This window comes from Bradyrhizobium sp. CCBAU 51627, assembly GCF_028128765.1.
Classification (GTDB): Bacteria; Pseudomonadota; Alphaproteobacteria; order Rhizobiales; family Xanthobacteraceae; genus Bradyrhizobium.
Genome location: NZ_LBJG01000002.1, coordinates 123,143 through 145,963, shown reverse-complemented (window position 1 = coordinate 145,963; position 22,821 = coordinate 123,143). Strand labels below are relative to the sequence as shown.

Annotated in this window: 25 protein-coding genes; 11 read left to right on the top strand and 14 right to left on the bottom strand. The window is 65.2% G+C overall.

All coding sequences use genetic code 11. The annotated features are described in order from the left end of the window. Window positions 1–6: 6 nt before the first annotated feature. From hslU to hslV, 4 genes are read right to left on the bottom strand one after another with little or no spacing between them, the layout of a single operon-like run. The gene (gene hslU / locus XH88_RS00985; protein ID WP_271613555.1) at window positions 7–1,311 is read right to left on the bottom strand and encodes an ATP-dependent protease ATPase subunit HslU; all 1,305 of its coding nucleotides are present in this window, start codon (window positions 1,309–1,311) and stop codon (window positions 7–9) included. A gap of 52 nt (window positions 1,312–1,363) precedes the next feature. After that, window positions 1,364–1,966 (bottom strand): DUF2585 domain-containing protein, encoded by a 603-nt coding sequence (locus XH88_RS00980; RefSeq protein ID WP_271613554.1) that lies wholly within the window; start codon window positions 1,964–1,966, stop codon window positions 1,364–1,366. Beyond that, window positions 1,966–2,451, bottom strand: a complete 486-nt coding sequence (locus tag XH88_RS00975) for a GNAT family N-acetyltransferase (protein ID WP_271613553.1) — start codon at window positions 2,449–2,451, stop codon at window positions 1,966–1,968. Before XH88_RS00975 ends, XH88_RS00980 begins: the two co-directional genes overlap by 1 nt. A 4-nt stretch (window positions 2,452–2,455) precedes the next feature. Beyond that, window positions 2,456–3,016, bottom strand: a complete 561-nt coding sequence (gene hslV, locus XH88_RS00970; protein ID WP_271613552.1) for an ATP-dependent protease subunit HslV — start codon at window positions 3,014–3,016, stop codon at window positions 2,456–2,458. A 191-nt stretch (window positions 3,017–3,207) separates the two neighbouring features. Here hslV and hisB point away from each other — a divergent pair, with 191 nt between their 5' ends. The 8 genes from hisB to XH88_RS00930 all read left to right on the top strand — a co-directional run bounded on the left by hisB (window position 3,208) and on the right by XH88_RS00930 (window position 8,290). Next, window positions 3,208–3,801: an imidazoleglycerol-phosphate dehydratase HisB gene (gene hisB / locus XH88_RS00965; protein WP_271613623.1), complete on the top strand. Its 594-nt coding sequence runs from the start codon at window positions 3,208–3,210 to the stop codon at window positions 3,799–3,801. 68 nt (window positions 3,802–3,869) lie between these two features. Beyond that, complete coding sequence (locus XH88_RS00960; protein WP_271613551.1) at window positions 3,870–4,400, top strand: DUF2628 domain-containing protein; 531 nt, start codon at window positions 3,870–3,872, stop codon at window positions 4,398–4,400. Continuing rightward, the gene (hisH, locus tag XH88_RS00955) at window positions 4,397–5,047 is read left to right on the top strand and encodes an imidazole glycerol phosphate synthase subunit HisH (RefSeq protein ID WP_271613550.1); all 651 of its coding nucleotides are present in this window, start codon (window positions 4,397–4,399) and stop codon (window positions 5,045–5,047) included. The genes XH88_RS00960 and hisH overlap by 4 nt, the downstream gene beginning before the upstream one ends. Continuing rightward, window positions 5,035–5,781 carry a 1-(5-phosphoribosyl)-5-[(5-phosphoribosylamino)methylideneamino]imidazole-4-carboxamide isomerase gene (hisA, locus tag XH88_RS00950; protein ID WP_271613549.1) on the top strand — a complete coding sequence of 249 codons (747 nt, stop codon included), beginning with the start codon at window positions 5,035–5,037 and terminating at the stop codon, window positions 5,779–5,781. The genes hisH and hisA overlap by 13 nt, the downstream gene beginning before the upstream one ends. Window positions 5,782–5,784: 3 nt before the next feature. Beyond that, the gene (gene hisF / locus XH88_RS00945) at window positions 5,785–6,558 is read left to right on the top strand and encodes an imidazole glycerol phosphate synthase subunit HisF (protein WP_271613548.1); all 774 of its coding nucleotides are present in this window, start codon (window positions 5,785–5,787) and stop codon (window positions 6,556–6,558) included. A gap of 76 nt (window positions 6,559–6,634) precedes the next feature. Continuing rightward, the gene (locus tag XH88_RS00940) at window positions 6,635–6,958 is read left to right on the top strand and encodes a phosphoribosyl-ATP diphosphatase (protein ID WP_271613547.1); all 324 of its coding nucleotides are present in this window, start codon (window positions 6,635–6,637) and stop codon (window positions 6,956–6,958) included. A 35-nt stretch (window positions 6,959–6,993) separates the two neighbouring features. Next, window positions 6,994–7,950: a type I pantothenate kinase gene (gene coaA / locus XH88_RS00935; RefSeq protein WP_271613546.1), complete on the top strand. Its 957-nt coding sequence runs from the start codon at window positions 6,994–6,996 to the stop codon at window positions 7,948–7,950. Between the two features lie 100 nt (window positions 7,951–8,050). Beyond that, window positions 8,051–8,290: a hypothetical protein gene (locus tag XH88_RS00930; RefSeq protein WP_271613545.1), complete on the top strand. Its 240-nt coding sequence runs from the start codon at window positions 8,051–8,053 to the stop codon at window positions 8,288–8,290. Between the two features lie 78 nt (window positions 8,291–8,368). Here XH88_RS00930 and XH88_RS00925 read toward each other — a convergent pair whose 3' ends face one another. From XH88_RS00925 to XH88_RS00915, 3 genes are all read right to left on the bottom strand, one after another. Next, the gene (locus tag XH88_RS00925; protein ID WP_271613544.1) at window positions 8,369–10,594 is read right to left on the bottom strand and encodes an ATP-binding protein; all 2,226 of its coding nucleotides are present in this window, start codon (window positions 10,592–10,594) and stop codon (window positions 8,369–8,371) included. Window positions 10,595–10,720: 126 nt separating this feature from the next. After that, window positions 10,721–11,188, bottom strand: a complete 468-nt coding sequence (locus tag XH88_RS00920; RefSeq protein WP_271613543.1) for a hypothetical protein — start codon at window positions 11,186–11,188, stop codon at window positions 10,721–10,723. A 97-nt stretch (window positions 11,189–11,285) separates the two neighbouring features. Continuing rightward, window positions 11,286–12,824 carry a YifB family Mg chelatase-like AAA ATPase gene (locus tag XH88_RS00915; protein WP_271613542.1) on the bottom strand — a complete coding sequence of 513 codons (1,539 nt, stop codon included), beginning with the start codon at window positions 12,822–12,824 and terminating at the stop codon, window positions 11,286–11,288. 217 nt (window positions 12,825–13,041) lie between these two features. On the opposite strand from XH88_RS00915, the gene XH88_RS00910 reads away from it, so the two are divergent. Next, on the top strand, window positions 13,042–13,287 hold the full coding sequence (locus XH88_RS00910) for a PilZ domain-containing protein (RefSeq protein WP_011083489.1): 246 nt from the start codon (window positions 13,042–13,044) through the stop codon (window positions 13,285–13,287). Between the two features lie 82 nt (window positions 13,288–13,369). Beyond that, on the top strand, window positions 13,370–14,146 hold the full coding sequence (locus XH88_RS00905) for a tetratricopeptide repeat protein (protein ID WP_271613541.1): 777 nt from the start codon (window positions 13,370–13,372) through the stop codon (window positions 14,144–14,146). Between the two features lie 42 nt (window positions 14,147–14,188). Here XH88_RS00905 and XH88_RS00900 read toward each other — a convergent pair whose 3' ends face one another. The 7 genes from XH88_RS00900 to rsmI form a co-directional block, all read right to left on the bottom strand. Then, the gene (locus tag XH88_RS00900) at window positions 14,189–15,478 is read right to left on the bottom strand and encodes an AAA family ATPase (RefSeq protein WP_271613540.1); all 1,290 of its coding nucleotides are present in this window, start codon (window positions 15,476–15,478) and stop codon (window positions 14,189–14,191) included. Further along, the gene (locus XH88_RS00895) at window positions 15,475–16,212 is read right to left on the bottom strand and encodes a CpaD family pilus assembly protein (RefSeq protein WP_271613539.1); all 738 of its coding nucleotides are present in this window, start codon (window positions 16,210–16,212) and stop codon (window positions 15,475–15,477) included. Before XH88_RS00895 ends, XH88_RS00900 begins: the two co-directional genes overlap by 4 nt. A gap of 51 nt (window positions 16,213–16,263) precedes the next feature. Next, on the bottom strand, window positions 16,264–17,781 hold the full coding sequence (locus XH88_RS00890; RefSeq protein WP_271613538.1) for a type II and III secretion system protein family protein: 1,518 nt from the start codon (window positions 17,779–17,781) through the stop codon (window positions 16,264–16,266). Window positions 17,782–17,791: 10 nt separating this feature from the next. After that, a complete protein-coding gene (gene cpaB, locus XH88_RS00885) occupies window positions 17,792–18,607 on the bottom strand; it encodes a Flp pilus assembly protein CpaB (RefSeq protein WP_271613537.1) in 816 nt (271 codons plus the stop codon). A 316-nt stretch (window positions 18,608–18,923) separates the two neighbouring features. Continuing rightward, window positions 18,924–19,868 carry a glutathione synthase gene (gene gshB / locus XH88_RS00880; protein ID WP_271613536.1) on the bottom strand — a complete coding sequence of 315 codons (945 nt, stop codon included), beginning with the start codon at window positions 19,866–19,868 and terminating at the stop codon, window positions 18,924–18,926. A 10-nt stretch (window positions 19,869–19,878) separates the two neighbouring features. Beyond that, window positions 19,879–20,280, bottom strand: a complete 402-nt coding sequence (locus tag XH88_RS00875; RefSeq protein WP_271613535.1) for a YraN family protein — start codon at window positions 20,278–20,280, stop codon at window positions 19,879–19,881. Further along, the gene (gene rsmI / locus XH88_RS00870) at window positions 20,267–21,217 is read right to left on the bottom strand and encodes a 16S rRNA (cytidine(1402)-2'-O)-methyltransferase (protein WP_271613534.1); all 951 of its coding nucleotides are present in this window, start codon (window positions 21,215–21,217) and stop codon (window positions 20,267–20,269) included. The genes XH88_RS00875 and rsmI overlap by 14 nt, the downstream gene beginning before the upstream one ends. A gap of 344 nt (window positions 21,218–21,561) precedes the next feature. Between rsmI and XH88_RS00865 the strand changes: the two genes are divergently transcribed. Further along, on the top strand, window positions 21,562–22,794 hold the full coding sequence (locus XH88_RS00865; RefSeq protein WP_271613533.1) for a penicillin-binding protein activator: 1,233 nt from the start codon (window positions 21,562–21,564) through the stop codon (window positions 22,792–22,794). The last annotated feature ends 27 nt before the right edge of the window (window positions 22,795–22,821 follow it).

Below are 22,821 nucleotides of genomic sequence, written 5' to 3'. Positions count from 1 at the left end.
CCAGAATTACAAAATGAACCGGCTCAGATCGGCGTTCTTGGCGAGGTCGCCGACGTGCTTCTGCACGAAATCGGCATCGACCTTCACGGTCTCGCCGTTGCGGTCGGGGGCCGTGAAGGAAATCTCGTCCAGGACCCGCTCCATCACGGTCTGCAGCCGCCGCGCGCCAATGTTCTCGACGGTGGAATTGACGGCGACCGCGACGTCGGCGAGCGCGTCGATGGCGCTGTCGGTGATGTCGAGCGTGACGCCTTCGGTCTGCATCAAGGCGACATATTGCTTGATCAACGAGGCCTCGGGCTCGGTCAGGATGCGCCGCATGTCGTCGCGGGTCAGCGCCTGCAGCTCGACGCGGATCGGCAGCCGGCCCTGCAATTCCGGCAGCAGGTCGGATGGCTTGGCGACGTGGAAGGCGCCGGAGGCGATGAACAGGATGTGGTCGGTCTTCACCGCACCATGCTTGGTCGAGACCGTGGTGCCCTCGATCAGCGGCAGCAGATCGCGCTGCACGCCCTCGCGGGAGACGTCGCCGGCGGCGCGGCCTTCGCGAGCACAGATCTTGTCGATCTCGTCGAGGAAGACGATGCCGTTGTTCTCGACCGCGCTGATCGCCTCCAGCGTCAGCTGGTCGGTATCCAGCAGCTTGTCGGATTCCTCGTTGACGAGGATCTCGTGCGAGCCCTCCACCGTCAGCCGCCGCGTCTTGCTGCGGCCGCCCAGCTTGCCGAAGATGTCGCCGATCGAGATCGCGCCCATCTGCGCGCCGGGCATGCCCGGAATCTCGAACATCGGCATGCCGCCGCCCGAGGACTGCGTCTCGATCTCGATTTCCTTGTCGTTGAGCTCGCCTGCGCGCAGCTTCTTGCGGAAGGATTCCCGCGTCGCCGAGCTCGCATTGGCGCCGACCAGCGCATCGAGCACGCGCTCCTCAGCGGCGAGCTGGGCACGGGCCTGCACGTCCTTGCGCTTGCGCTCGCGGACCTGGGCGATCGCAACCTCGACGAGATCGCGCACGATCTGCTCGACGTCGCGGCCGACATAGCCGACCTCGGTGAATTTCGTGGCCTCCACCTTCAGGAACGGCGCATTCGCGAGCTTCGCGAGGCGGCGCGCGATTTCCGTCTTGCCGACGCCGGTCGGGCCGATCATCAGGATGTTCTTCGGCAGAACCTCTTCGCGTAAGGAGCCGGTAAGCTGCTGTCGGCGCCAGCGGTTGCGCAGCGCGATCGAGACGGCGCGCTTGGCGTCGCTCTGGCCGACGATGAAACGGTCGAGTTCGGAAACGATTTCGCGGGGAGAGAAGTCTGTCATGGGACCTTAGCTAGGATCAGAAGCCGACGGGGACAAGCCGCTTTTTTGATCGTCAGATGATCGGCGGACCGGATTGCCATTGCTTCACGGCCTCGATCGGATGGACGAGCATCAGGATATTGAGCGTCAGATTGTCGCGAATGTGCAGCGCAAGCATGATCTCGAAGGCGAGCCCGAGTGCGACGGTTGCCGCGACAGGCAGCACGCGTGCGGTGAGGAACCCCATCACCATGAACAGCGTGTCCGAGACCGAGTTGACGATGCTGTCGCCGTAGTAATCAAGCGAGATCGTGCCGGCGCGGTAGCGCTCGATGATCACAGGCGAGTTCTCGACGATCTCCCAGGTGCCCTCGATCAGCATCGCGATGATCAGCCGTGCCGGCCAGCCAAGACGCCGCGAGAACAGCAGCCACGTCAGTCCGTAGAACAGGAAGCCGTGCAGCACGTGCGAAAAACTATACCAGTCGGCGATGTGCTGGGAGTTCTCCGAGCTGTTCACCACGCCATGCCAGAGCTTGACATAGCCGCAGGTGCAGATCGGCACCCGCCCCATCGCAAACAGGATCGAGGCCTGCAGCGCCAGCAAGAGCAGCGCGATGCCGGTCCAGGCGAGCGGCGAAGCTGCGGCCCTGCTGGCTTGCGTGTGTGTCAGCATCACGGCTCGCGCACCATCAAGAGTGCGGTCCCATCGGGGGTGTCCACCATGCGCTCGCGGACGAAGCCTGCCTTCTCATAAGCGCGCAGGGCCCGTGCGTTGCGCGGATCCGGATCGGTCACCATGCGCGGCAGGCCCTGCCGGAAGCTGCCGTCGACGAATTGGCGGATGAACGCCGAACCGTGGCCGCGGCCGATCATGTCGCTTTCGCCGATAAACTGGTCGATCCCACGCGTGCCCTCCGGTTGCGGTCCGAGGCCCGTATTCCAGGCGGTGAGCTGATAGCACTGAAGATAGCCGAAGGGTCGCATCGCGGCCAACACGATGAACTGGTCCATCTCCGGCTCACCGAGATCGCCGCTGACGAGCGCAAACTGCTCGTCCGGATCACCCCACCATTGCCGCACATGCGACACGCCGAGCCACCGCCGGATCAGCGGCAGATCGGCCGTGTTCATCGGGCGGAAAGTATAGGTGGGCGCCACAGGCTTAACCCGTCGCCAGGCTTTCGATGGTGACGTTGCGGTTGGTGTAGACGCAGATGTCGGCGGCGATATCGAGGGAGCGACGGACGATGGTCTCGGCGTCCTTGTCGGTGTCTACAAGGGCGCGGGCCGCGGCGAGCGCGTAATTGCCGCCGGAGCCGATCGCCATGACGCCGGCCTCGGGTTCGAGCACGTCGCCGGTGCCTGTGAGGACCAGGGAGACGTCCTTGTCGGCCACGATCATCATGGCTTCCAGCCGGCGGAGATAGCGGTCCGTGCGCCAATCCTTGGCGAGCTCCACGGCTGCCCGGGTCAACTGCCCGGGATATTGCTCGAGCTTGCTCTCCAGTCGCTCGAATAGTGTGAAGGCGTCGGCGGTCGCGCCGGCAAAGCCGCCGATGACGTCGCCTTTGCCGAGTTTCCGGACCTTTTTGGCGTTGGACTTGATCACGGTCTGGCCGATCGAGACCTGGCCGTCGCCGCCGACCACGACCTTGCCGCCCTTGCGGACCGTCAAAATCGTGGTGCCGTGCCAGACCGGTGAGCTGCTCTGGGAATCCTGCATGAAGTACCTCGTTGTCCGGCCTGATTTAGGCGGTCGCAGGCTGCGGCACAACGGCCCGCTCCGGCCCTAAATTTGCTCACCATAGGCAGAAGTAGAGCCCGGCCCAGCCCATCCCGCAGTAGCGAAGGTGTCATTTGGCTGTTAAAAGACCGGCGTTTTCGGCCATGAGCTCAACTGAAGGCCTGTTCTCAATGCGCACCGCGACGATCAAGCGCAAGACCAAGGAAACCGACCTCGAGGTCTCCGTGAACCTCGATGGCTCCGGCGCGTCCAACATTGCGACCGGCATCGGCTTTTTCGACCATATGCTCGATCTCCTCGCCCGTCATTCCCGCATCGACCTCACGGTCAAGGCGGTGGGCGATCTGCACATTGATTATCACCATACCACCGAAGACACCGGCATCGCGCTCGGCCAGGCGGTCAAGCAGGCGCTCGGCAACATGGCGGGCATCACCCGCTATGCCGGCGTGCACATGCCCATGGACGAGACGCTGACGCGCGTGGTTCTCGACATCTCGGGTCGCCCGTTCCTGGTGTTCAAGGCCGACTTCCCCCGCGACAAGATCGGTGAGTTCGACACCGAGCTGGTGCGCGAGTGGTTCCAGGCCTTCGCCATCAACGCCGGCGTGACTCTCCACGTCGAGACCCTATATGGCGATAACAGCCACCATATCGCCGAGTCCTGCTTCAAGGGACTGGCGCGGGCGCTGCGCACCGCCGTTGCGATCGATCCCAAGGCGGCGGGTGAAATCCCGTCCACCAAGGGCTCGCTCGGCGGCTGATAGCTCCGCCGGCTAACGAAACGCCGCCGGCGGCATTGACTCAAATTCTCGAGCACGGGGCATCGACAATGCCTGTCTACACAGTTCACGCTCCCACCCCAGGCGGGGCCGATCTGCGCGCGACCGACAAGTTCGTGTTCGTGCGCGACGGCTTTCATTTCTGGGCGATGATCTTTGGCCCGGTCTGGCTGGCCTGGAACAGGCTCTGGCTGGCGATGATCGGCTGGTTCGTCTTCCTCGCCGCGTTCGATGCCGGGCTGTCCAGCCTCGGGGTCGGACGCAGCTCGATTGTCCTCGCCGACATCATCATCGCGTTGCTGATGGGCTTCGAAGCCTCGAGCCTGCGCCGCTGGACGCTGTCACGCGGCAAATGGCGGCAGCTCGACATCGTCGTCGCCGAGGACCACGACACAGCCGAGCGCCGTTTCTTCGAACGCCGGAGCGAAAAGCAGCGCGGCATCGCTGGCGATCAATGGGCCGTTGATCGTGGCGGCCCGCCTCCGACCCGCAACGTGCCGGGCCAGCCATTTTCGAACCCGCCGCCAATTCCGGCCGGCGGCATCATTGGATTGTTTCCAGAACCGGGAGGGTCAAGATGAGCGTCGCCATCATCGATTACGGTTCCGGGAATCTGCATTCCGCCGCCAAGGCGTTTGAGCGTGCCGCGCGCAGCCTGGAGAATCCGCAAAAGGTCTTCGTCACCAGCGATCCCGATCAGGCCTATGAGGCGGACCGCCTGGTGCTGCCGGGCGTCGGCGCTTTCGCCGATTGCCGGCGCGGGCTCGACGCCGTCAACGGCATGGTCGAGGCGATCACCGAAGCCGTGCGTGTCAAGGCGCGACCGTTCTTCGGCATCTGCGTCGGCATGCAATTGATGGCGAGCCGCGGCAAGGAGCACGTCATCACCGAAGGCCTGAACTGGATCGGTGGCGACGTGGAGAAGATCACGCCGCGCGACGAGAGTCTGAAGATCCCGCACATGGGCTGGAACACGCTCGATCTGCTGCAGGAGCATCCGGTACTGAACAAGCTGCCGCTCGGCCCCAAGGGCCAGCACGCTTATTTCGTGCACTCCTACCACCTCAACGCCGCCAATGAGGCGGACGTGCTCGCGCGCGCCGATTACGGCGGGCCTGTCACCGCGATCGTCGCGAAGGACACCGCTATCGGTACGCAGTTTCACCCCGAGAAGAGCCAGCGCTTCGGCCTCGCTTTGATCTCGAACTTTTTGCGATGGAAACCGTGATTCTCTTCCCCGCGATCGATCTCAAGAACGGCCAGTGCGTGCGCCTCGAGCAGGGCGACATGGCGCGCGCGACTGTGTTCAATCTCGATCCCGCCGCCCAGGCCAAGAGCTTCGTGGCGCAGGGATTTGAGTATCTTCACGTCGTCGACCTCGACGGTGCTTTTGCCGGCAAGCCGGTGAACGCGCAGGCCGTCGAGGCGATGTTGAAGACGCTTCCGATCCCGGTGCAGCTTGGCGGCGGCATTCGCGACCTGGCGACCGTCGAGGCCTGGCTCGAAAAAGGCATCGCCCGCGTTATCATCGGCACGGCTGCGGTGCGCGATCCCGAGTTGGTGAAGGCGGCCGCGAAAAAATTTCCGGGCCGCGTCGCGGTCGGGTTGGATGCGCGCGACGGCAAGGTCGCGGTCGAAGGTTGGGCCGAGACATCGCAAGTCACGGCGTTGGAAATCGCACAGCGTTTCGAGGATGCCGGCGTTGCCGCGATCATCTTCACCGATATCGCGCGCGATGGCCTGCTCAAGGGTCTGAACCTGGACGCGACCATAGCGCTCGCAGATGCCATCTCTATCCCCGTGATCGCCTCCGGCGGCCTCGCTTCGATCGAGGATGTGAGAGCCATGCTGACGCCGCGCGCCAAAAAGCTCGCCGGCGCGATCGCCGGCCGCGCGCTCTATGACGGCCGGCTCGATCCTGCTGCCGCCCTCACCTTGATCCGTAACGCGCCCAGGAGCTGACACATGTTCAAGGTGCGCGTGATCCCCTGCCTCGACGTCAAGGACGGCCGCGTCGTCAAGGGCGTCAACTTCGTCGACCTGCGCGATGCCGGCGATCCCGTCGAAGCCGCGATCGCCTATGACGCCGCGGGGGCCGACGAACTGACATTCCTCGACATCACCGCGACCCATGAGAACCGCGGCATCATGCTCGACGTGGTCCGGCGCACGGCCGAGGCCTGCTTCATGCCCGTGACCGTCGGTGGTGGCGTGCGTGTGGTCGACGACATCAAGACATTGCTGCGCGCCGGCGCCGACAAGGTCTCGATCAACAGCGCCGCGGTGTCGCGGCGCGAGTTCGTCAAGGAAGCCGCCGAGAAGTTCGGCGAGCAGTGCGTGGTGGTCGCGATCGACGCCAAGCGGGTCAAGCGCCCGGGCGGCGACCGCTGGGAGATTTTCACCCATGGCGGCCGCAACTCGACCGGCATCGACGCCATCGAATATGCCCAGGAAGTGGTCGCGCTCGGCGCGGGGGAAATCCTGCTTACCTCGATGGACCGCGACGGCACGCGGCAGGGTTTCGATATTCCGCTGACCCGTGCGATCGCCGACAGCGTTCCCGTGCCCGTGATCGCCTCGGGCGGCGTCGGCAACCTCGATCATCTCGTCGACGGCATCCGCGACGGGCATGCTACCGCCGTGCTGGCGGCATCGATCTTCCATTTCGGGGAATTCACCATCCGTGAAGCCAAGGAGCATATGGCCCGGCGCGGACTACCCATGCGCCTGGATGCCTGACGACTCCCGTCCATAAAAATGCTACACAGGCCGGTGGGACTGTGCCTCCGGCCTTGTGTGTTTCAGAGTCATTCCGATGCCGCGTTTCACCATCCACGATCTCGCCGAGACCATCGACGCCCGTGCGGCCTCCGGTGGCGAGGCCTCCTATACCCGCAAGCTGCTCGACAAGGGCGCCGAGCATTGCGCCAAGAAGTTCGGTGAGGAAGCAGTCGAAACCGTAATCGCAGCAGTCGAAAACGATCGCGCGCATCTGATCGCTGAAAGTGCCGACCTGCTCTACCACTTCCTTGTGTTGCTCAAGGCCCGCGGCGTAAAGCTGGAGGAGGTCGAGGTGGCGCTGGACAAGCGGACCAATATGTCAGGGCTGGAAGAGAAGGCGTCGCGCAAGGGCGCGTAGGCAAGGGCGAACAGATCGCAACGGAAAGGTCGGTCATGGATATCCGCGCACCCGAGCAGCAGTATAATCCATACCGCGTCTATTCGCGCGAGGAGTGGGCACGTCTGCGCGACGACACGCCGATGACGCTGGAGCCGGGTGAGTTCGACCGCCTGCGTTCGCTGCACGACCGCCTCGACCTCAAAGAAGTCGAGGACATCTATCTGCCGCTCTCGCGCCTGCTCTCGATCTATGTCGATGCGATGCAGCGCCTGTATTACGCCGAGCGCCAGTTCCTCAACATCCGCGACCGCAAGGTGCCCTACATCATCGGCGTCGCCGGCTCGGTCGCAGTCGGTAAGTCCACCACCGCCCGCGTGCTCCAGGCTCTCCTGGCGCGCTGGTCGCCGCGTCCGAAGGTCGATCTCATCACCACCGACGGATTCCTCTACCCGAAGGCCCTGCTGGAGCAGCAAGGCATCCTGCAGAAGAAGGGCTTTCCGGAGAGCTACGACCTGCCGCTACTGCTCAATTTCCTGTCCGACATCAAGTCGGGCCGCCGCCATGTGCGCTCGCCGGTCTATTCGCATCTGACTTACGACATCGTGCCCAACGAATGGGCCGAGATCGATCAGCCCGACATCCTGATTGTCGAGGGCGTCAATGTCTTGCAGACCGGCAAGCTGCCGCGCGACGGCAAGGCGGTGCCCGTCGTCTCCGACTTCTTCGACTTCTCGGTCTATATTGACGCCGACGAGGCGGCGCTCCGGACCTGGTATATCAAGCGCTTCCTGGCGCTGCGCGACACCGCCTTCACCAATCCGAAATCCTACTTCAACCGTTATGCCCTTCTGTCGGACGAGGAGGCCATCGCCACCGCCACCGCGATCTGGGAGCGCACCAACCTCGCCAATCTCGAGGACAACATTTTGCCGACGCGGCCGCGCGCGACGCTGATCCTGAAGAAGGGCGCCGACCACGCGGTGGAGAGCGTGGCGCTCAGGCGGCTGTGATCTCGCCACTTTGCGCAGCCGCATGCGGTTGGGCAGAGCATCTTTTGTTGCAGACCGGCTTGAGGTATTCGGCTATGACCTTCACAAACGCGGGGGTTCGATGGTCGATCGTCTCAGAAGTGCTGCGGAGCAGCTCGAAGCACCGATTTGCCCGGACTGCCATATCGAGATGAGGTGGTACCGTTCGGAACTGCTCGCGGACGAGCCGGTTCCGGTCATCGCGCATTTCTTCGTCTGCCCGCATTGCAAGCGCGCAGCGCAGACCGACACGGTCTTCAGGGGAACTCGGGAGGCGCCTGACAAGCTATCCGCGCCGCGCTTTGCTGCTTATGCCGCTTAGTCTGCTGACCCGTTCCACATTCTGATGCGCATTCGGCTCACTTGCCGGTCGCGATCAGGTTCCCTGCGAAGTTCTGGATCAGACCGCTAGCTGCCGCGAGGCCGCCAGCCCAGCCAGGGCTTCGTCCAGCTTCTCGCGATCGAGCGGCTTGATCAAAAATCCATTCATGCCTGCCTCGAAACAGGCGTAGCGATCTTCCACCAGCGTGTTCGCCGTGAGCGCGAGGATGGGCGTGCGGTGGTTGCCGGTCGCGGCCTCGTGGGCGCGGATGCGTTTGGTCGCTTCGATGCCGTCGAGCTGGGGCATCTGGATATCCATCAAAACCAGATCATAGGGCGTGCCGGCCGATGAGGCTGCGAGCCAGGATTCCAGCGCGGCCTCGCCATGGACCGTGATGACGACGCGGTGACCGAGCTTCGTCAGCAGCGACCGCATCAGCAGCGCGTTGATCTCATTATCCTCGGCGACCAGGATCGAGAGGCCGCTCACGTGCGTTCTGACCGTTGCCGGTTCGACGGGCTCCGGCGCGAGATCGGGCGAAGCAATTTCCGGTGCCAGCGCAAGGCGCGCGGCGAGCGAGGCTGCGCGGAGCGGCTTCACCAGGAAGCCTGTGAAAGCGGTCGAGAGCTTTTCATGACGCGAGCTCGGCGTCAGCAGCACCAGCCGTTGCGTCGCATGGGCGCGGGCGGCTTCGCCCAGGCGATCGGTGATATCGGAACCAAACGCACGATCGAGCAGCACTGCGTGCCACGAGCGCTCAGGCAGCAGCGCTTCGGCGACAGTCGCGTCCGCGACCAGGCAGGTCTGGCCGCCCCAGCGCTCCAGCCGCCGTGCGATCAGGGATGCTTCGATGCCGTCGGCCACCAGCAGGATCGACTTGCCGGCGAGGTCGGGACTCGGGAATGATGCCTGTCCGGCGCTGCCTGGCGAGGGCGCGAGCGGAATTGCGACCTCGAAGGTCGAGCCTTTGCCGGGCTCGCTCTCCAGCGTGATGCGGCCGCCCATGCGTTTGACGATGCGTTCGCTGATCGCGAGGCCAAGGCCGGTGCCGCCATAGGTGCGGGCGACGCGGTCGTCGGCCTGCTCGAACTCCCGGAAGATGCGCGATTGTGCTTCGGGTGCGATACCGATGCCGGTGTCGCGCACCAGAAAGCTGATTTCGTTCGGCCAGATGCCGGGCTCGACGATCAGCGCAACGCCGCCCGACGCGGTGAATTTAATGGCGTTGCCGGCGAGGTTCAGCAGCACCTGGCGCAGCCGCGCGGCATCACCGGTGACCTCAAGCGGCAATCGTTCATCGACGTAAGCTGCGATCTCGAGTTTCTTGGCCTGGGCGCGGGGTGCCAGCAGTTCGGTGATCTCTTCGATCAGGATCGAGAGTGCAAAGGGACGCTGATCGAGATCGAGCTTGCCGGCCTCGATCTTGGAATAATCGAGCAGCTCCTCGATCAGCGCCATCAGCGCTTCGCCTGAGGTCTTCACCGCCCTGGCGTAAGTCGTCTGTTCCGGCGTCAGCGTGGTGTCGAGCAGAAGCCCGCCCATGCCGATGATGCCGTTGAGGGGGGTGCGGATCTCGTGCGAGGCCATCGCGAGGAACCGCGATTTGGCGCGGTTGGCGGCATCGGCCTGGTCGCGGGCATCTGACAGCGCGCGTTCGGTCTCGGTGCGATCGGTCACGTCTCGCCCAACGCTTTGCAGTTCCGCGGGCTGACCGGCGTCGAGCCGCACAAAACCTTCGCGCCAGGAGATCCAGCGCGCGCCGAGCGGCGTTGAGATTCTCTGGTCGTGAATGCGCGTGCCGTTGCTCTCCCGCGCGCCGTCGCCCTGCTCCAGCACGTCAAAGTCAAAGCGAGTGCCGACAAGCGCGCTGCGCGCCTGTCCGGCGAGGGCGCAATAAGCATCGTTGGCGAAGGTGATGCGGCCCTGATGGTCGCGCAGCACGATGAGATCGCCCTGCTGCTCGAACAGGCCGCGGGCGCGCTCTTCGGCTTCCTTCAGCTCCCAATTGCGGTCGATCAGCGCCTCGTTATGGGCGGCGAGCTTGCGCATCCGCTTGTTGACGAAGCGCAGCCGCATGCTCAGCGTCGCCAGGCCAAGGCACGCCAGCGCGAACAGGAAGCTCGCGCCGATCGCAAAGGTGTTGGGATCGTAGCCGGAATTTTCCGAGCGGCTGCCGGTGACGAAGCCATAGGCCCCGCCGAACGTCGCCGAGAAGATCATGAAGGAGCGGATCGCGAAGGCAATTCTGGGATGCTGTCGCCTGAAGCGGCGCATACGCACCTTGATCCGGAACGTCCGATCCATTGCCACCGACCCCGACTCTTACCCGAAACCTGCCGCCGCCATGCGCGACGATGTCTTGCCGACCTTGCGAACAGCTTGAGGCTTTGCACGGGCCTCGAAACAGGGTTGACGAGGCATTAACGCGCTTCAGAGCGAGGCGGCCTGAAGGTGGCGGTGGCCGCCGCGAGCGCCGACGATCAGGGCCGCGGCTTCCTTCTGCGAAAACGTCTTTGAGCGGACATAGATGCGGTAATCGGCCGGGCCTTCGCTGGTGAGATAGACCGTGGGACGATCACGGCCGCCCTCGCTGGAAATCGCGACCAGATGCGTCGAAGGATTGTCCTGGCAAGCGCTCGGCTCGTTGCTGGCGCCGTCGTCGACGACGGCAAAGTCGGCAGCGTCCGCGTCGTCGGTGATCTGCACGCGCACGGTGGCCTGCGCGGGATCGTCGGTGAAGGCGATCTGGATAGGGGCCCTCCAGAACAAAGAGGTGAGCTCGACCGAGGTGTCGCCGACGGCGATGCAGGGATGCGAGACCGATCCGATCCCGCTCCGGGCGAACACCGCAGCAGGCAACAGGGGAACCACCGAGGCCAGGACCTTGAAACGCAACATGACACTCTACTCGCCGGGCCCGGTACGGAGCTTGTGGGCCTTATGGTTTGCAGAGCGTAAAGGAAACTCGTTACCGCCGGGTTGATGCGCCGGCCGATCAGGCCATCTGCCGCACATCCTCTGCGAGTGCGCGGTAGGACAGCGCCTCGGCCAGATGCAGCCGGCCGATCTTCTCGGCGCGGTCGAGATCGGCGAGCGTCCGCGCCACCCGCAGCACGCGATGATAACCACGCGCCGACAGCCGCATGGTTTCGGCGGCGTCGCGCAGCAGTTTTTGTCCCTGGGTATCAGGCTTGGCGATGTCTTCGAGCACCGCGGCCGGCGCCTCGGCATTGGTGCGGACCTGCGGCATGCCGGCATTGACGTAGCGCGCGAGCTGGATCTCGCGTGCGGCCGCGACGCGTGCGGCGACTTCGGCCGAGCCTTCCGCCGGCGGTGGCAGGATCAGGTCCGCCGCGGTCACGGCCGGAACTTCGATGCGCAGATCGATACGATCCATCAGCGGGCCGGAGATGCGTGCCTGGTAGTCAGCCGTGCAGCGGTCGACGCGGCCGCGCTTGCAGGCATAGCCGGGCTCGAACGCGGTGCCGCAGCGGCAGGGATTCATCGCAGCGATCAGCATGAAACGCGCAGGGTAGGTGACGCGGTGATTGGCGCGGGAGACCGAAACCTCGCCGTTCTCCAGCGGCTGGCGCAGCGAATCCAGCACGCGCGGGTCGAACTCGGGCAGCTCGTCGAGGAACAGCACGCCCTGATGCGCCAGCGAGATCTCACCGGGCTTGGCGCGTGCGCCGCCGCCAGTGAGCGCAGCCATGCTGGCGGAATGATGCGGTGAGCGGAACGGCCGCCGCGAGGTCAATGCGCCACCTTCGATCTCGCCGGCGACGGAGGCGATCATCGAGACCTCGAGCAATTCACCCGGCGACAGCGGCGGCAGGATCGAGGGCAGGCGCGCCGCCAGCATCGATTTGCCGGCGCCCGGCGCGCCGATCATCAGGAGATGATGGCCACCGGCGGCCGCGATCTCCAGCGCGCGCTTGGCGCTCTCCTGGCCCTTGATGTCGCGCAGATCGAGCGGCGAGCTTGCCGCTTCATGCACCTTCGGCACGGGCCGCGACAGCACCTGCGTGCCCTTGAAATGGTTGGCGATCTGAATCAGCGAATGGGCGGCGATGATCTGGATATCCGGGCTTGCCCAGGCCGCTTCCGAGCCGCAGGCGGCGGGGCAGATCAAGCCTTCCTCACGCACATTGGCGCCGATCGCGGCGGGCAGAACGCCGGCCACCGGCGCGATCGATCCGTCGAGACCGAGCTCGCCGAGCACAGTGAAGCCGGACAGTGCATCCGGCGGAATGGCGCCGATCGCGGCCATCAGGCCGAGCGCGATCGGCAGGTCGTAGTGGCTGCCTTCCTTCGGGACATCGGCGGGCGCCAGATTGACGGTGATCCGCCGCGCCGGCAGCGCCAGCCCTGAAGCAATCAACGCCGAACGGACCCGCTCCCGCGCCTCCGACACCGCCTTGTCGGGAAGGCCAACGATGGCGAAGGCCGGCAGGCCGGGCGCGACCTGCACCTGCACGTCGACCGCGCGGGCCTCGATCCCCTCAAAGGCGACTGTCGAAACCCGCTGAACCATGCTGCCCCCTTCGCACAATTAGGGGTAGCAGAGCTCGACGGGTCTGGCAAGAACAATACGGGAACGAAAGCGAAGCCGCCGCGAATCCTAGCAAATCGTAAACGGGCTCCGGACATTACGCCTCGAATGCGAGCGGCTCTCCTCAGCACATTCCAACGAATGTCCGCTATTCCTGCGCATGCGGGATGGGCCGTGATCTAACGGGTGAAGAATTCAAATGCTTGCAAATCGCCGCAGAAGCGAACGACGGGTGTGCAGCCGGCTGGCCAAGATTCATTTCGGCGCGGGCTCGCTGCCGCGAGACTGCACCATCACGGATATCTCGGACGGGGGCGTGAAGGTCGTGGCGGAATTCCTGGAAGTGCCGCCGCAATTCACTATCATCTTTGCGCCGGACTATTCGCGTCAGTGCCGCCTGCGCTGGCGCATCGGCTGCGAATTCGGTGCGGAATTCACGGACTGAGCCGCACCGATCGGTTTCTTAACCGGACTTTAGCGTTAATCGGCAAAGCATCTCTGATCAGTCCGCCGGCGGTGATCAGAGTATGTCCAAGCGTTCGTTCCTCGCCTCTTCCCCGGCGAGATTCCTGCTTCCCGCGCTCGCGGTGCTTGCCCTCGGTGGCTGCCAGACCACGGGCCTGGAGGATGTCACCGGCGCGCTCGGCGGCAAGTCGGAACCGGCGGCGACGGCGGACGGCAGGCCCGACATGGACGGCCTGCGCGAGCGCTATCGCGCCAGGCCAAGCGATCCCAACATCGCCCTCGACTACGGCAAGGCGCTCCGCGAGAGCGGGCAGCGCGCCCAGGCGGTCGCGGTGATGGAGCAGGCGGTGCTCGCCCATCCCAGCAACAAGGCGCTGCTCGCCGGCTACGGTCGCGCGCTCGCCGACAATGGCAATTTCCAGCAGGCTTTCGATGTGCTGAGCCGCGCGCATACGCCTGAAGATCCGGACTGGCACATCCTGTCGGCACAGGGTGCGGTGCTCGATCAGCTCGGCCGCAACGAGGAAGCGCAGCAATATTATGCGACTGCGCTGAAGATCGTGCCGGACGAGCCGTCGGTGCTGTCGAATCTCGGCCTGTCCTATATGCTGCAAAACAATCTGCCGAAGGCCGAACAGGTGCTCGGCCGCGCCTATCAGCGGAATCAGAACAACACGCGAATCCGTGCCAATCTCGCGCTCGTGCTAGGGTTGGAGGGCCGCGAGAGCGAGGCTGAAATCCTCGTGAAGGCCGATTTGCCGCCGGATCAGGCGGCCGCCAAGGTCACGGCGCTGCGCCAGTTGCTGTCGAAGAAACAGCAGCAGCGGGCGGAAAAGTAATCCGCCGCTGCAATTGGCGTGCGCGGGAGAACGCTCGCGCGCTTACGACGCTTTGCGATGCCTCGCCGATCCGCGTCCGGTCCTTGCCCTCAGCTTCTTCAGCAGCGGCCCGAGCAGCGAGCGCTTCGGCTTGCGCACCTCGCCGCGGCCGGCGAGGCGGTTGGCCATGGTCTGGAACAGCTCGGTGGTGCGGTGGCTCTTGGAGACCTCCGCGATCATCTGGCCGTTGTTGGCTGCGGTCGAGAACAGCTTTGAATCGAATGGAATCACCGCAAGCGGCTGGGCTTCCATCGTCTTGGCGAAGGACTTGACGTCGATCTCGGCCCGCTTGTGCATGCCGACCTGGTTGATGCAGTAGAGCGGCGGCCGGTCGTTCGGCCGCGCCGTCTTGAGCACCGAGAGCATGTTCTTGGTGTTGCGCAAATTGGCGAGATCGGGCTCGGCTACGATGACGATGTCGTCGGCATTGACCAGCGCGCGCTTGGTCCATGCCGACCATTGATGCGGCACGTCGAGCACGATGCAGGGCGTGGTCATGCGCAGCGTATCGAAGATCGCATCGAATGCTTCCGCGCCGAAATCGTAGACGCGATCAAGCGCGGCGGGCGCCGCAAGCAGGCTGAGATGCTCGCTGCATTTGGCGAGCAGGCGCTCCATCAGGGCCGTGTCCGGCCGATCCGGCGACAGCACCGCATTGGCGATGCCCTGCGCCGGATCCTGGTTGTAGTCGAGGCCGGCGGTGCCGAAGGCGAGGTCGAGATCGATCACGACGGAATCGAGCGCGAGGTCGCGCGCGATGGTCCAGGCCACGTTGTGCGCGATAGTCGAGGCGCCGACGCCGCCCTTGGCGCCGACCACCGCGATGATGCGGCCGGTGATGATGGCTTCGGAGGCCGAGAACAGGCTGCAGATCGAGCGCACCACGTCGATGGTCTCGACCGGCCCGACCACGTAGTCGTTGACTCCGCGGCGCACCAGCTCGCGATAGGGCGCGGTGTCGTTGGGATTGCCGATCACGACCACGCGTGTGCCAGGATCGCAGACACCGGCGAGATCGTCGAGGCCTTCGAGGATGTCGCGGGTGCCGTCGGATTCGATCACGATGACGTTCGGCGTCGGCATCGTTTCATAGACTTCGATCGCAGCGGCGAGGCCGCCGCTCTTGGCGGTGAGATGCGCCTTGGCGAGACGGCGGTCCTCGCCGGCCGCAGTCACCGCGGCGAGCGTCTGCTCGGTCTCGCAGAAGGCCTGCACCGAGATGCGGGGAACCGGCGCAATGTGCTCGTCGCGGTGCTGCGGATCGTCCGCCTCTTCGTCGTGGATGCCCGTCATTTGCCTATTTCGCTGAGTTTGGCCTTGTCAGCCTCGGGATAAGCGGTCGTGGTCGGCGTGCCCTTCCGGTAGCGGTCGAAAGCGATATCGCGTCTCGCCGTATAGGCGGGCGTCTCCGCGCGCGGCTGCTCGAGATCGGCGGGGTTGTCGATCATGGCTGCAAGGTTGCGCTGGCTGGCGCAGCCGAGATTGAAGTAGGGCTGGTTCTCGTTGTAGCCGGGGTCGAGGATCGACGGTCCCATATCCTCGGGCCAGAGCCCGCAGGGCCCGGCGACCGCGGTGATCTTGGAATAGCTCAGCCGGATGGTCGGCAGCAGGCCGGGATCTTCGGGGCGGTAGGGATGCTGGACGATGGCGCGCGAGGGCACGCCGCCGCTGCCGAGCACGGCGCGGATCTCGTGATAGGTCGCAGCAGCCGCGCGCGAATTCGCGGTGTCGATGGGCACGTCGACGACGACGGACCCGGTGCCTTCGCGCACCCAGTCCCGCGCGATGCCCATCACGTCGGCGTGCTGTGCTGCCGAGAGGCCGCCGCGCGCCTTGCCGACGAAGATCACGATCGAGCGCTTGCCTTCCTGCACCGCGATCGGATGACGCATGCGGTAGTCGGTCGGCACCGTCTGGGTGGTGACGACCTCACCCGTGGTGTTGCAGGCTCCCAGCAGCACGGAGAGCCCCGTCAGCGCGAGTGCGGTGCGCAAATTGCGGCGTCGATCGGCGGATGTCTTCGTCATCGCCTGGTCCCCTCTTCCCCGTGTTTTGCCCCGGTCCCCAAACAGTTCGTGTCAGTCGATGATGAAGCCGAAATCCCCGCTGGCGCCGTCGATCGGATCGATGCGGCGCGCGATGCCATAGAGGCGGTTCATGCGGCCGAGCAGCGCCGATTGCGCATCCGAGGACGGCGCGAAGCCGTCGTCGGGCCGCGACAATTCCTTCTGGGCGACCGCGCGCACCACGTAGGGCGTCACGATCACCATCAGCTCGGTCTCGTTGTTGACGAAGTCCTGGCTGCGGAACAGCGCGCCGAGGATCGGCACCTGGTCGAGGCCGGGCAGGCCGTTGATCGCCTGCTTGGTCTGCTGCTGGATCAGGCCGGCCATCGCCATCGAGCCGCCCGACGGGATTTCCAGCGTGGTCTCGGCGCGGCGGGTCTGAAGCGAGGGGATCGTGATCGAGTTGCTCGAGGTCGAGGACACAGCCTGGGTCAAGGTAATCGAATTCGTATTCGACAGCTCGGAGACCTCGGTCATTACGCGCAGGCTGATGCGGCCTTCGCTGAGCACGACCGGGGTGAAATTCAGGGAGATGCCGAACTTCTTGTAGGTGACCTGGGTGGTACAAACGTGCGTGACCGGATCGCAGGCGTAGCCCCCGGGAATCGGGAATTCGCCGCCGGCGACGAACGTCGCGGATTCACCCGAGATCGCGGTCAGGCTCGGCTCGGCCAGCGTCCGCATCACGCCCGCGGTTTCCATCGCGCGCATCGTGGCGTTGACGGTGGCGACGCCCTTGGCGAGGCCGGTGACGCCGAGGCCGTTGTTGCTGACGAGCGGGCCGCCGGAGACCGAGAACGGATTGGAATTGTTGAAATTGACGACCGCGGTGCCGGCGTTGAGGCTGGCGCTGAGATCGACGCCGAGTTGCTTGACGATGTCGCGGCGGACTTCACCGACCACGACCTTCAGCATCACCTGGTCGCGGCCGCGCACGACGATGTTGTTGACGACCTTGTCCGCGCCGCCGACCAGTTTTGCGGCGACGTCGCCGGCCTGCTGGGCCTCCACCGGGCTCGACACCGAACCGGTCAGCATGACGCTGTCGCCCACGCCCTCGATCTGCACGCCGGGCATCGACTGGCGCAGCGCCGCGCGCATACCGTTGAGATCGCGCTTCACCGCGATGTCGTACGAGGCGACCTGCTGGCCGTCGGCGGTGAAGAACACCACGTTGGTCTGGCCGACCTGGGCGCCGATGATATAGGCTCGCTGCGAGGAGCGGATCACCGCGTTGGCGATCTTGGGATCGGCCACCAGCACGTCCTTGACCTCGCGTGGCAGGTCAATGACGACCGACTTGCCGACGCCGAGCGACAGGAAGCGCGTCCTTGCCGGCGCGATGGTCGCGACCGGCGATACCCCGAGATCCGGCGCCTGCATCGGCGCCTGGTCTCCGACCGGCGCATCCGCAGCCCGGACCCAGTCCGGAGCGGCGAACAGCCCCAGCATCAGCATCGCCCCCGCCCAGAACGAGCCAGTGCGCTTCCCCCGAATGCACAGGCCCGCCCGATATTCCCCGTAGTTCATGCTGTCCCCATCACTTCTGTGACGTTAGTTGTCGCGCCTGTACGCCGTAGCGGATTACGTTCACGCCGTTCTGGCGCTGCTTGAGCGCGAGGTCCTCGGCTGAATTGTCGGTTGCGTTGGCATCGGCGATGCTGCGAAGCGCGAGCGTCAGCGTTCCGCCTTGACGCGAGGCCGAGAGCGTCGCGACCTGGTCAGGCCGAAGCTCGAGCGTGACGGTCTTGCCGATCACGGCGTTCTGGCCATCCTTTTCCTTCGGCGCCTGGTCGATCGCGAGCACGCGGATGTTGCTCAGGACAACCTCCGACAGGACCAGGTCGTTGCCGGCGGTCGGGCCGTTGGTGTCGGGATTCTTCAGGCGTCGCGTCAGCACGATGTCGACGCGGTCATTGGGCAGGATGAAGCCGCCGGCGCCGGTCTCGGCTGAAATCTCGGTGGACACGGCCCGCATGCCGGACGGCAGGATCGCGGCCATGAAGCCGGAGCCGTCGGCCTTCACCAGCTTCTGCTCGCGGATCGGCTCGCCCTGCATCAAGGGCACGCGCGCGATCGAGCCGGCGAGCTGGGTCTGCGCGTCGGGCCTGCTGTCGCGACGGATAAAGGCGCTGCTGGCAGTCGCTTGCGGCCAGGTCTGCCATTGCAGATCCTCCGCCTTCACGGCCTGACCGAGCTGAATGTCGGATTTGGCGACGAGCACCTCGACCGTCGGCAGCTTCTCGGCCACCGGGGCAGCGGGCGCGGGCTTGTTGTCGTAGCTGCTCGCCAGATACGCAGCGACGCCGCCGGCGCCCAGTGCGATGACGAGAACGACAATGCGTGCGGTGTTCATACGCTTCTACTCATACGCGGGGCACTCGGACCGCACGTGGCGGGTTCCCCCGCATCGATGAGTAGGGAGTAAAAGTATAAGGGGTGTTGCGAGGCCGAATGCGGTGAGCGGTGACGGCCGGCGTTTTAGGCAGATGGTGAACGGCGCGTTATTCGCTCGGCCAGTGGCCCCGTAGTTTCACGTAGCTGTGCGGGTGCGCGCGGAGACGGGCGCGGAGCGTCATGGTGAATGGGTGGTTAGTGATGGGCGGGGCGGCGCCCCGCGCGCACAACGATGACGGTGACGGGTTGGTAATTCGGGCGTCGCTGGCCGACGCCTATTTCGCCCGCTTCTGCTCGATCACGTCCCAGATCTTCGCGGCCACATCCGGGCCGCCGAGCCGCCCGATGGCGCGGATGCCGGTTGGCGAGGTCACGTTGATCTCGGTGAGATTGCCGTTGATGACGTCGATGCCGACGAACAGGAGGCCGCGCTCGCGCAGCGCCGGGCCGACGGTGGCGCAAATCTCGCGCTCGCGCGGCGTCAGCTCGGTCTCCTGGGCGGCGCCGCCGCGCACCATGTTGGAGCGGAGGTCGTCGGTGGCAGGCACGCGGTTCACGGCGCCGGCGAACTCGCCGTTCACAAGAATGATGCGCTTGTCGCCGTGCTTCACCTCGGGAATGAATTGCTGGATCACCCAGGCTTCCTTGAAGGTGACCGAGAACATGTCGAACAACGAGCCGAAATTCATGTCTTGCGGCATCACGCGGAACACTGCGGCGCCGCCATGGCCGTGCAGCGGCTTCATCACCACCGCGCCGTACTTGTCGCGGAACGCGTTGATCTCATCCAAGTCGCGCGAGATCAGCGTCGGCGGCATCAGTTGTGGAAAGTTCATCACGAACAGCTTTTCCGGTGCATTGCGCACCGATGCCGGATCGTTGACGACGAGCGTCTTCGGATGGATGCGCTCGAGCAGGTGCGTCGAGGTGATGTAGGCGAGGTCGAACGGCGGATCCTGGCGCAGCAGCACCACGTCAAATCCGTTCAGCGCCTCGCGCTTGGGCTCGCCAAGGCTGAAATGATCGCCGGCCTCGTCGCGCACGGTCAGCAGCTGCACGGGCGCAACGATCTCCTCGCCGACCATCGAGAGTTTGTCGGGTGTGTAATAAGACAGGCCATGGCCGCGCTTCTGCGCCTCCAGCAGCAGCGCGAAGGTGGAATCGCCCTTGATATTGATACGGGCGATGGGGTCCATCTGGACGGCGACGTTCAGTTTCATGGTCTGCCTTTCAGGTCGAGGCGTCGAATGCCGCCAACACATGGCGCGGAAGTGATCGCGGCGCAATCAGCATGGCGTCGAATCGCAGTTCGAATTCCGCATGCTCGGGATGCGTGGCAAGCCAGCCCTGCGCGGCATCGATGATGCGCTGCTGCTGGCGCGGCGTCACCGCATAGGCGGCCTCGTCGTGGCTGGCGCGGGCCTTGACCTCGACGAAGGCGATCAGGTTGCGGCGCCGCGCCACGAGGTCGATCTCGCCATGCGCCGTGCGGTAGCGTCTTGCGAGGATGCGGTAGCCCTTGGCCATGAGATAGGCGGCCGCGCGGCTCTCGGCGGATATGCCGGTCCGGAACGCGGCGACGCGCTCGGGCGAAGCAATTTTGGGTTCCGCCGGGATCTCAGTCTTCGCCATCGCCGCCCCGAAGGTCTTTTGCGAGCTCGAGCGCGCGGGCATAGACCTCACGGCGCGGCCGCCCCGAGAGCGCAACTGCATGCGCCACGGCATCCTTGACGCTGTGCTCCGACAGCTGCTCGCGCAAGAGATCGTCGAGCGCGTCCGATGTCAGCACCTCGGCGTCTGCGGTGGGCGGGCCGATCACCAGCACGAACTCGCCACGCGTCTCGGGCGCATCCGCTTGTCGCGCGAGCTCGGCGACGGGCGCACGCCTGACTTCTTCATGCAGTTTGGTCAGCTCGCGGCAGACCGCGGCATCCCGATCGCCCATGATCTCGGCGAGATCAGTCAAGGTGGCCTGCATCCGATTCCCGGATTCGAACATTACCAGCGTGGCATCGATGCGCGCGAGTTCCAGAAGGCGCGACTTTCGCGCCGCCGACTTCGCCGGCAAAAAGCCTTCGAAGAAGAAGCGATCGGTTGGCAGCGCCGCGACCGACAGCGCCGCCAGCACCGAGGACGGACCGGGCAGTGCATAGACTGCGTGGCCGGCAGCGCAGACCTCTCGCACCAGCTTGAAGCCGGGGTCGGAAATCAGCGGCGTGCCGGCATCCGAGACCAGCGCGACCGAGCCGCCCGCGGCGAGAGCCTCCAGGATTCTTGGGCGCGCGGCTTCTGCGTTGTGCTCGTGATACTGCTTGAGCTGGCCCGCGATGGCGTAGCGCTCGGTCAGGCGGCGCGTGATGCGCGTGTCCTCGCAGGCGATGACGTCGACGCCGGCGAGGGTCTGAAGCGCCCGCAGCGTGATGTCGCCGAGATTGCCGATGGGCGTTGCGATCAGATAGAGGCCGGGCGCGGCCTTCGGTGCCATAACGCGATGGGCGTCGATCGAGAAGCCGCGCGAGGCGGCGTCTTGAGCTTCAGGCGTATTTATCGGGGCCGGCTTTGCGCGCATAATGAGGTCAACTTAGGCACGATCTGGAGGGCTGGGAACCGGTCCTCAGAAAAAGATCGTGCTGAGGCGAGGGGCGAGGAGGACGGGAATGTGATCCATCCGGATCGCATTCGAGAGGGAATAAAGCGCTCACGCCATATTAGCGGCGGAAACGCCGCCTTGATGCTGCGGTACGGACGGCGAGCCGCTGCCAGGACGGGAGGAACGCTGCCTTAAGCGGGCATTATCCTTTTGTTTTGGTTAACTATTTGCCGACAATATGCCTGGATCCGCGATGCTTGTGTCGCGGCAGGAGCCAAGAGTGTTGTGACAGGCTGCGACGGCCGGTCAGAAGAGAAGCTGCCATGCAGGGCCCGCGTCATCCAAAGTCTTCCGTTCAGGGGCCCCGATCAGCGGGAGCGACCCGGCGAAGCGCGCTGGGCCTGCTGCTCGGCACGCCCCTGCTCTCGGCCTGCGCCGGTGTGCAGCAGAGTCTCAGCCAGTTCTCCAGCCCGTTCAGCGGTTCCTCGCCGCCGGCCCACCCCGCCGGTCCGCCGCAGCAGGCGACCACCGCCGGCACCGGCGGGGTGAAGGTCGCGCTGATCCTGCCCCTTTCGGCCGCTGGCAATGCCGGCCTTGCGGCGCAATCGATGCGCAACGCCGCTGAGATGGCGCTGGCCGAGTTCCAGAATCCGAACATCCAGCTCCTGATCAAGGACGACAATGGCAGCCCGCAAGGCGCGCAGGCGGGTGCGCAGCAGGCGGTCGACGAAGGTGCCGAGATCATTCTGGGGCCGCTGTTCGCGCAATCGGTGCCGGCCGTGGCGCAGGTCGCACGCACGCGCGGCATCTCGGTAATCGCATTCTCGACCGATTCGAGCATCGCCGGTCGTGGCGTCTACCTGTTGAGCTTCCTGCCGGAGTCCGACGTCAACCGCATCGTCGAATATGCCGCCGGCATCGGGAAACGCGCCGTCGCCGTCCTGGTGCCCGACAATGCCTATGGCAACGTGGTCGAAGCCACGGTGAAATCAGCGGTACCACGGCGCGGCGGTCGCATCGTTGCGTTCGAGAAATACGGCGCCGATCGCGCCACGCCGGCGCGCAACGTGGCGCAGCAACTCGGCAGTGCGGATGCGCTGTTCATTGCCGATGACGGCGACGCCGTCGTCGCGGTCGCGGATGCGATGACCGCGGCAGGCGCGAACTTGCGCAACATCCAGATGCTCGGCACCGGCCTGTGGGATAATCCGCGTGTCTACGCGAGCCCGGCTCTGCAGGGCGGCCTTTACGCGGCGCCGGATCCCGCCGGTTTTCGCGCTTTCTCCGGTCGCTACCGCACCAAATACGGGGCCGAGCCGATCCGCACCGCGACGCTCGCCTACGACGCGGTCGCCCTCGTCGCCGCGCTCGCGCGCACGCAGGGCACCACACGCTTCTCTTCCGACGTGCTCACCAATCCATCTGGTTTCGCCGGCATCGACGGCCTTTTCCGCTTCCGCGCCGACGGCACCAATGAGCGAGGCCTTGCGGTGATGAAGGTGACGACGGGCGGCGGCGTTGCTGTCGCGGGCTCGCCGAAGAGTTTTGGGGCGTGATGGTTTCGTAGCCCGGATGGAGCGAAG

Excerpts from the sequence above, each read along its gene's own strand:
- hslU (WP_271613555.1), bottom strand. The coding sequence starts at position 1,311 with ATGACAGACTTCTCTCCCCGCGAAATCGTTTCCGAACTCGACCGTTTC.
- XH88_RS00980 (WP_271613554.1), bottom strand. The coding sequence starts at position 1,966 with ATGCTGACACACACGCAAGCCAGCAGGGCCGCAGCTTCGCCGCTCGCC.
- hslV (WP_271613552.1), bottom strand. The coding sequence starts at position 3,016 with ATGCAGGATTCCCAGAGCAGCTCACCGGTCTGGCACGGCACCACGATT.
- hisB (WP_271613623.1), top strand. The coding sequence starts at position 3,208 with ATGCGCACCGCGACGATCAAGCGCAAGACCAAGGAAACCGACCTCGAG.
- XH88_RS00960 (WP_271613551.1), top strand. The coding sequence starts at position 3,870 with ATGCCTGTCTACACAGTTCACGCTCCCACCCCAGGCGGGGCCGATCTG.
- hisH (WP_271613550.1), top strand. The coding sequence starts at position 4,397 with ATGAGCGTCGCCATCATCGATTACGGTTCCGGGAATCTGCATTCCGCC.
- hisA (WP_271613549.1), top strand. The coding sequence starts at position 5,035 with ATGGAAACCGTGATTCTCTTCCCCGCGATCGATCTCAAGAACGGCCAG.
- hisF (WP_271613548.1), top strand. The coding sequence starts at position 5,785 with ATGTTCAAGGTGCGCGTGATCCCCTGCCTCGACGTCAAGGACGGCCGC.
- XH88_RS00940 (WP_271613547.1), top strand. The coding sequence starts at position 6,635 with ATGCCGCGTTTCACCATCCACGATCTCGCCGAGACCATCGACGCCCGT.
- coaA (WP_271613546.1), top strand. The coding sequence starts at position 6,994 with ATGGATATCCGCGCACCCGAGCAGCAGTATAATCCATACCGCGTCTAT.
- XH88_RS00930 (WP_271613545.1), top strand. The coding sequence starts at position 8,051 with ATGGTCGATCGTCTCAGAAGTGCTGCGGAGCAGCTCGAAGCACCGATT.
- XH88_RS00925 (WP_271613544.1), bottom strand. The coding sequence starts at position 10,594 with ATGGATCGGACGTTCCGGATCAAGGTGCGTATGCGCCGCTTCAGGCGA.
- XH88_RS00920 (WP_271613543.1), bottom strand. The coding sequence starts at position 11,188 with ATGTTGCGTTTCAAGGTCCTGGCCTCGGTGGTTCCCCTGTTGCCTGCT.
- XH88_RS00915 (WP_271613542.1), bottom strand. The coding sequence starts at position 12,824 with ATGGTTCAGCGGGTTTCGACAGTCGCCTTTGAGGGGATCGAGGCCCGC.
- XH88_RS00910 (WP_011083489.1), top strand. The coding sequence starts at position 13,042 with ATGCTTGCAAATCGCCGCAGAAGCGAACGACGGGTGTGCAGCCGGCTG.
- XH88_RS00905 (WP_271613541.1), top strand. The coding sequence starts at position 13,370 with ATGTCCAAGCGTTCGTTCCTCGCCTCTTCCCCGGCGAGATTCCTGCTT.
- XH88_RS00900 (WP_271613540.1), bottom strand. The coding sequence starts at position 15,478 with ATGACGGGCATCCACGACGAAGAGGCGGACGATCCGCAGCACCGCGAC.
- XH88_RS00895 (WP_271613539.1), bottom strand. The coding sequence starts at position 16,212 with ATGACGAAGACATCCGCCGATCGACGCCGCAATTTGCGCACCGCACTC.
- XH88_RS00890 (WP_271613538.1), bottom strand. The coding sequence starts at position 17,781 with ATGAACTACGGGGAATATCGGGCGGGCCTGTGCATTCGGGGGAAGCGC.
- cpaB (WP_271613537.1), bottom strand. The coding sequence starts at position 18,607 with ATGAACACCGCACGCATTGTCGTTCTCGTCATCGCACTGGGCGCCGGC.
- gshB (WP_271613536.1), bottom strand. The coding sequence starts at position 19,868 with ATGAAACTGAACGTCGCCGTCCAGATGGACCCCATCGCCCGTATCAAT.
- XH88_RS00875 (WP_271613535.1), bottom strand. The coding sequence starts at position 20,280 with ATGGCGAAGACTGAGATCCCGGCGGAACCCAAAATTGCTTCGCCCGAG.
- rsmI (WP_271613534.1), bottom strand. The coding sequence starts at position 21,217 with ATGCGCGCAAAGCCGGCCCCGATAAATACGCCTGAAGCTCAAGACGCC.
- XH88_RS00865 (WP_271613533.1), top strand. The coding sequence starts at position 21,562 with ATGCAGGGCCCGCGTCATCCAAAGTCTTCCGTTCAGGGGCCCCGATCA.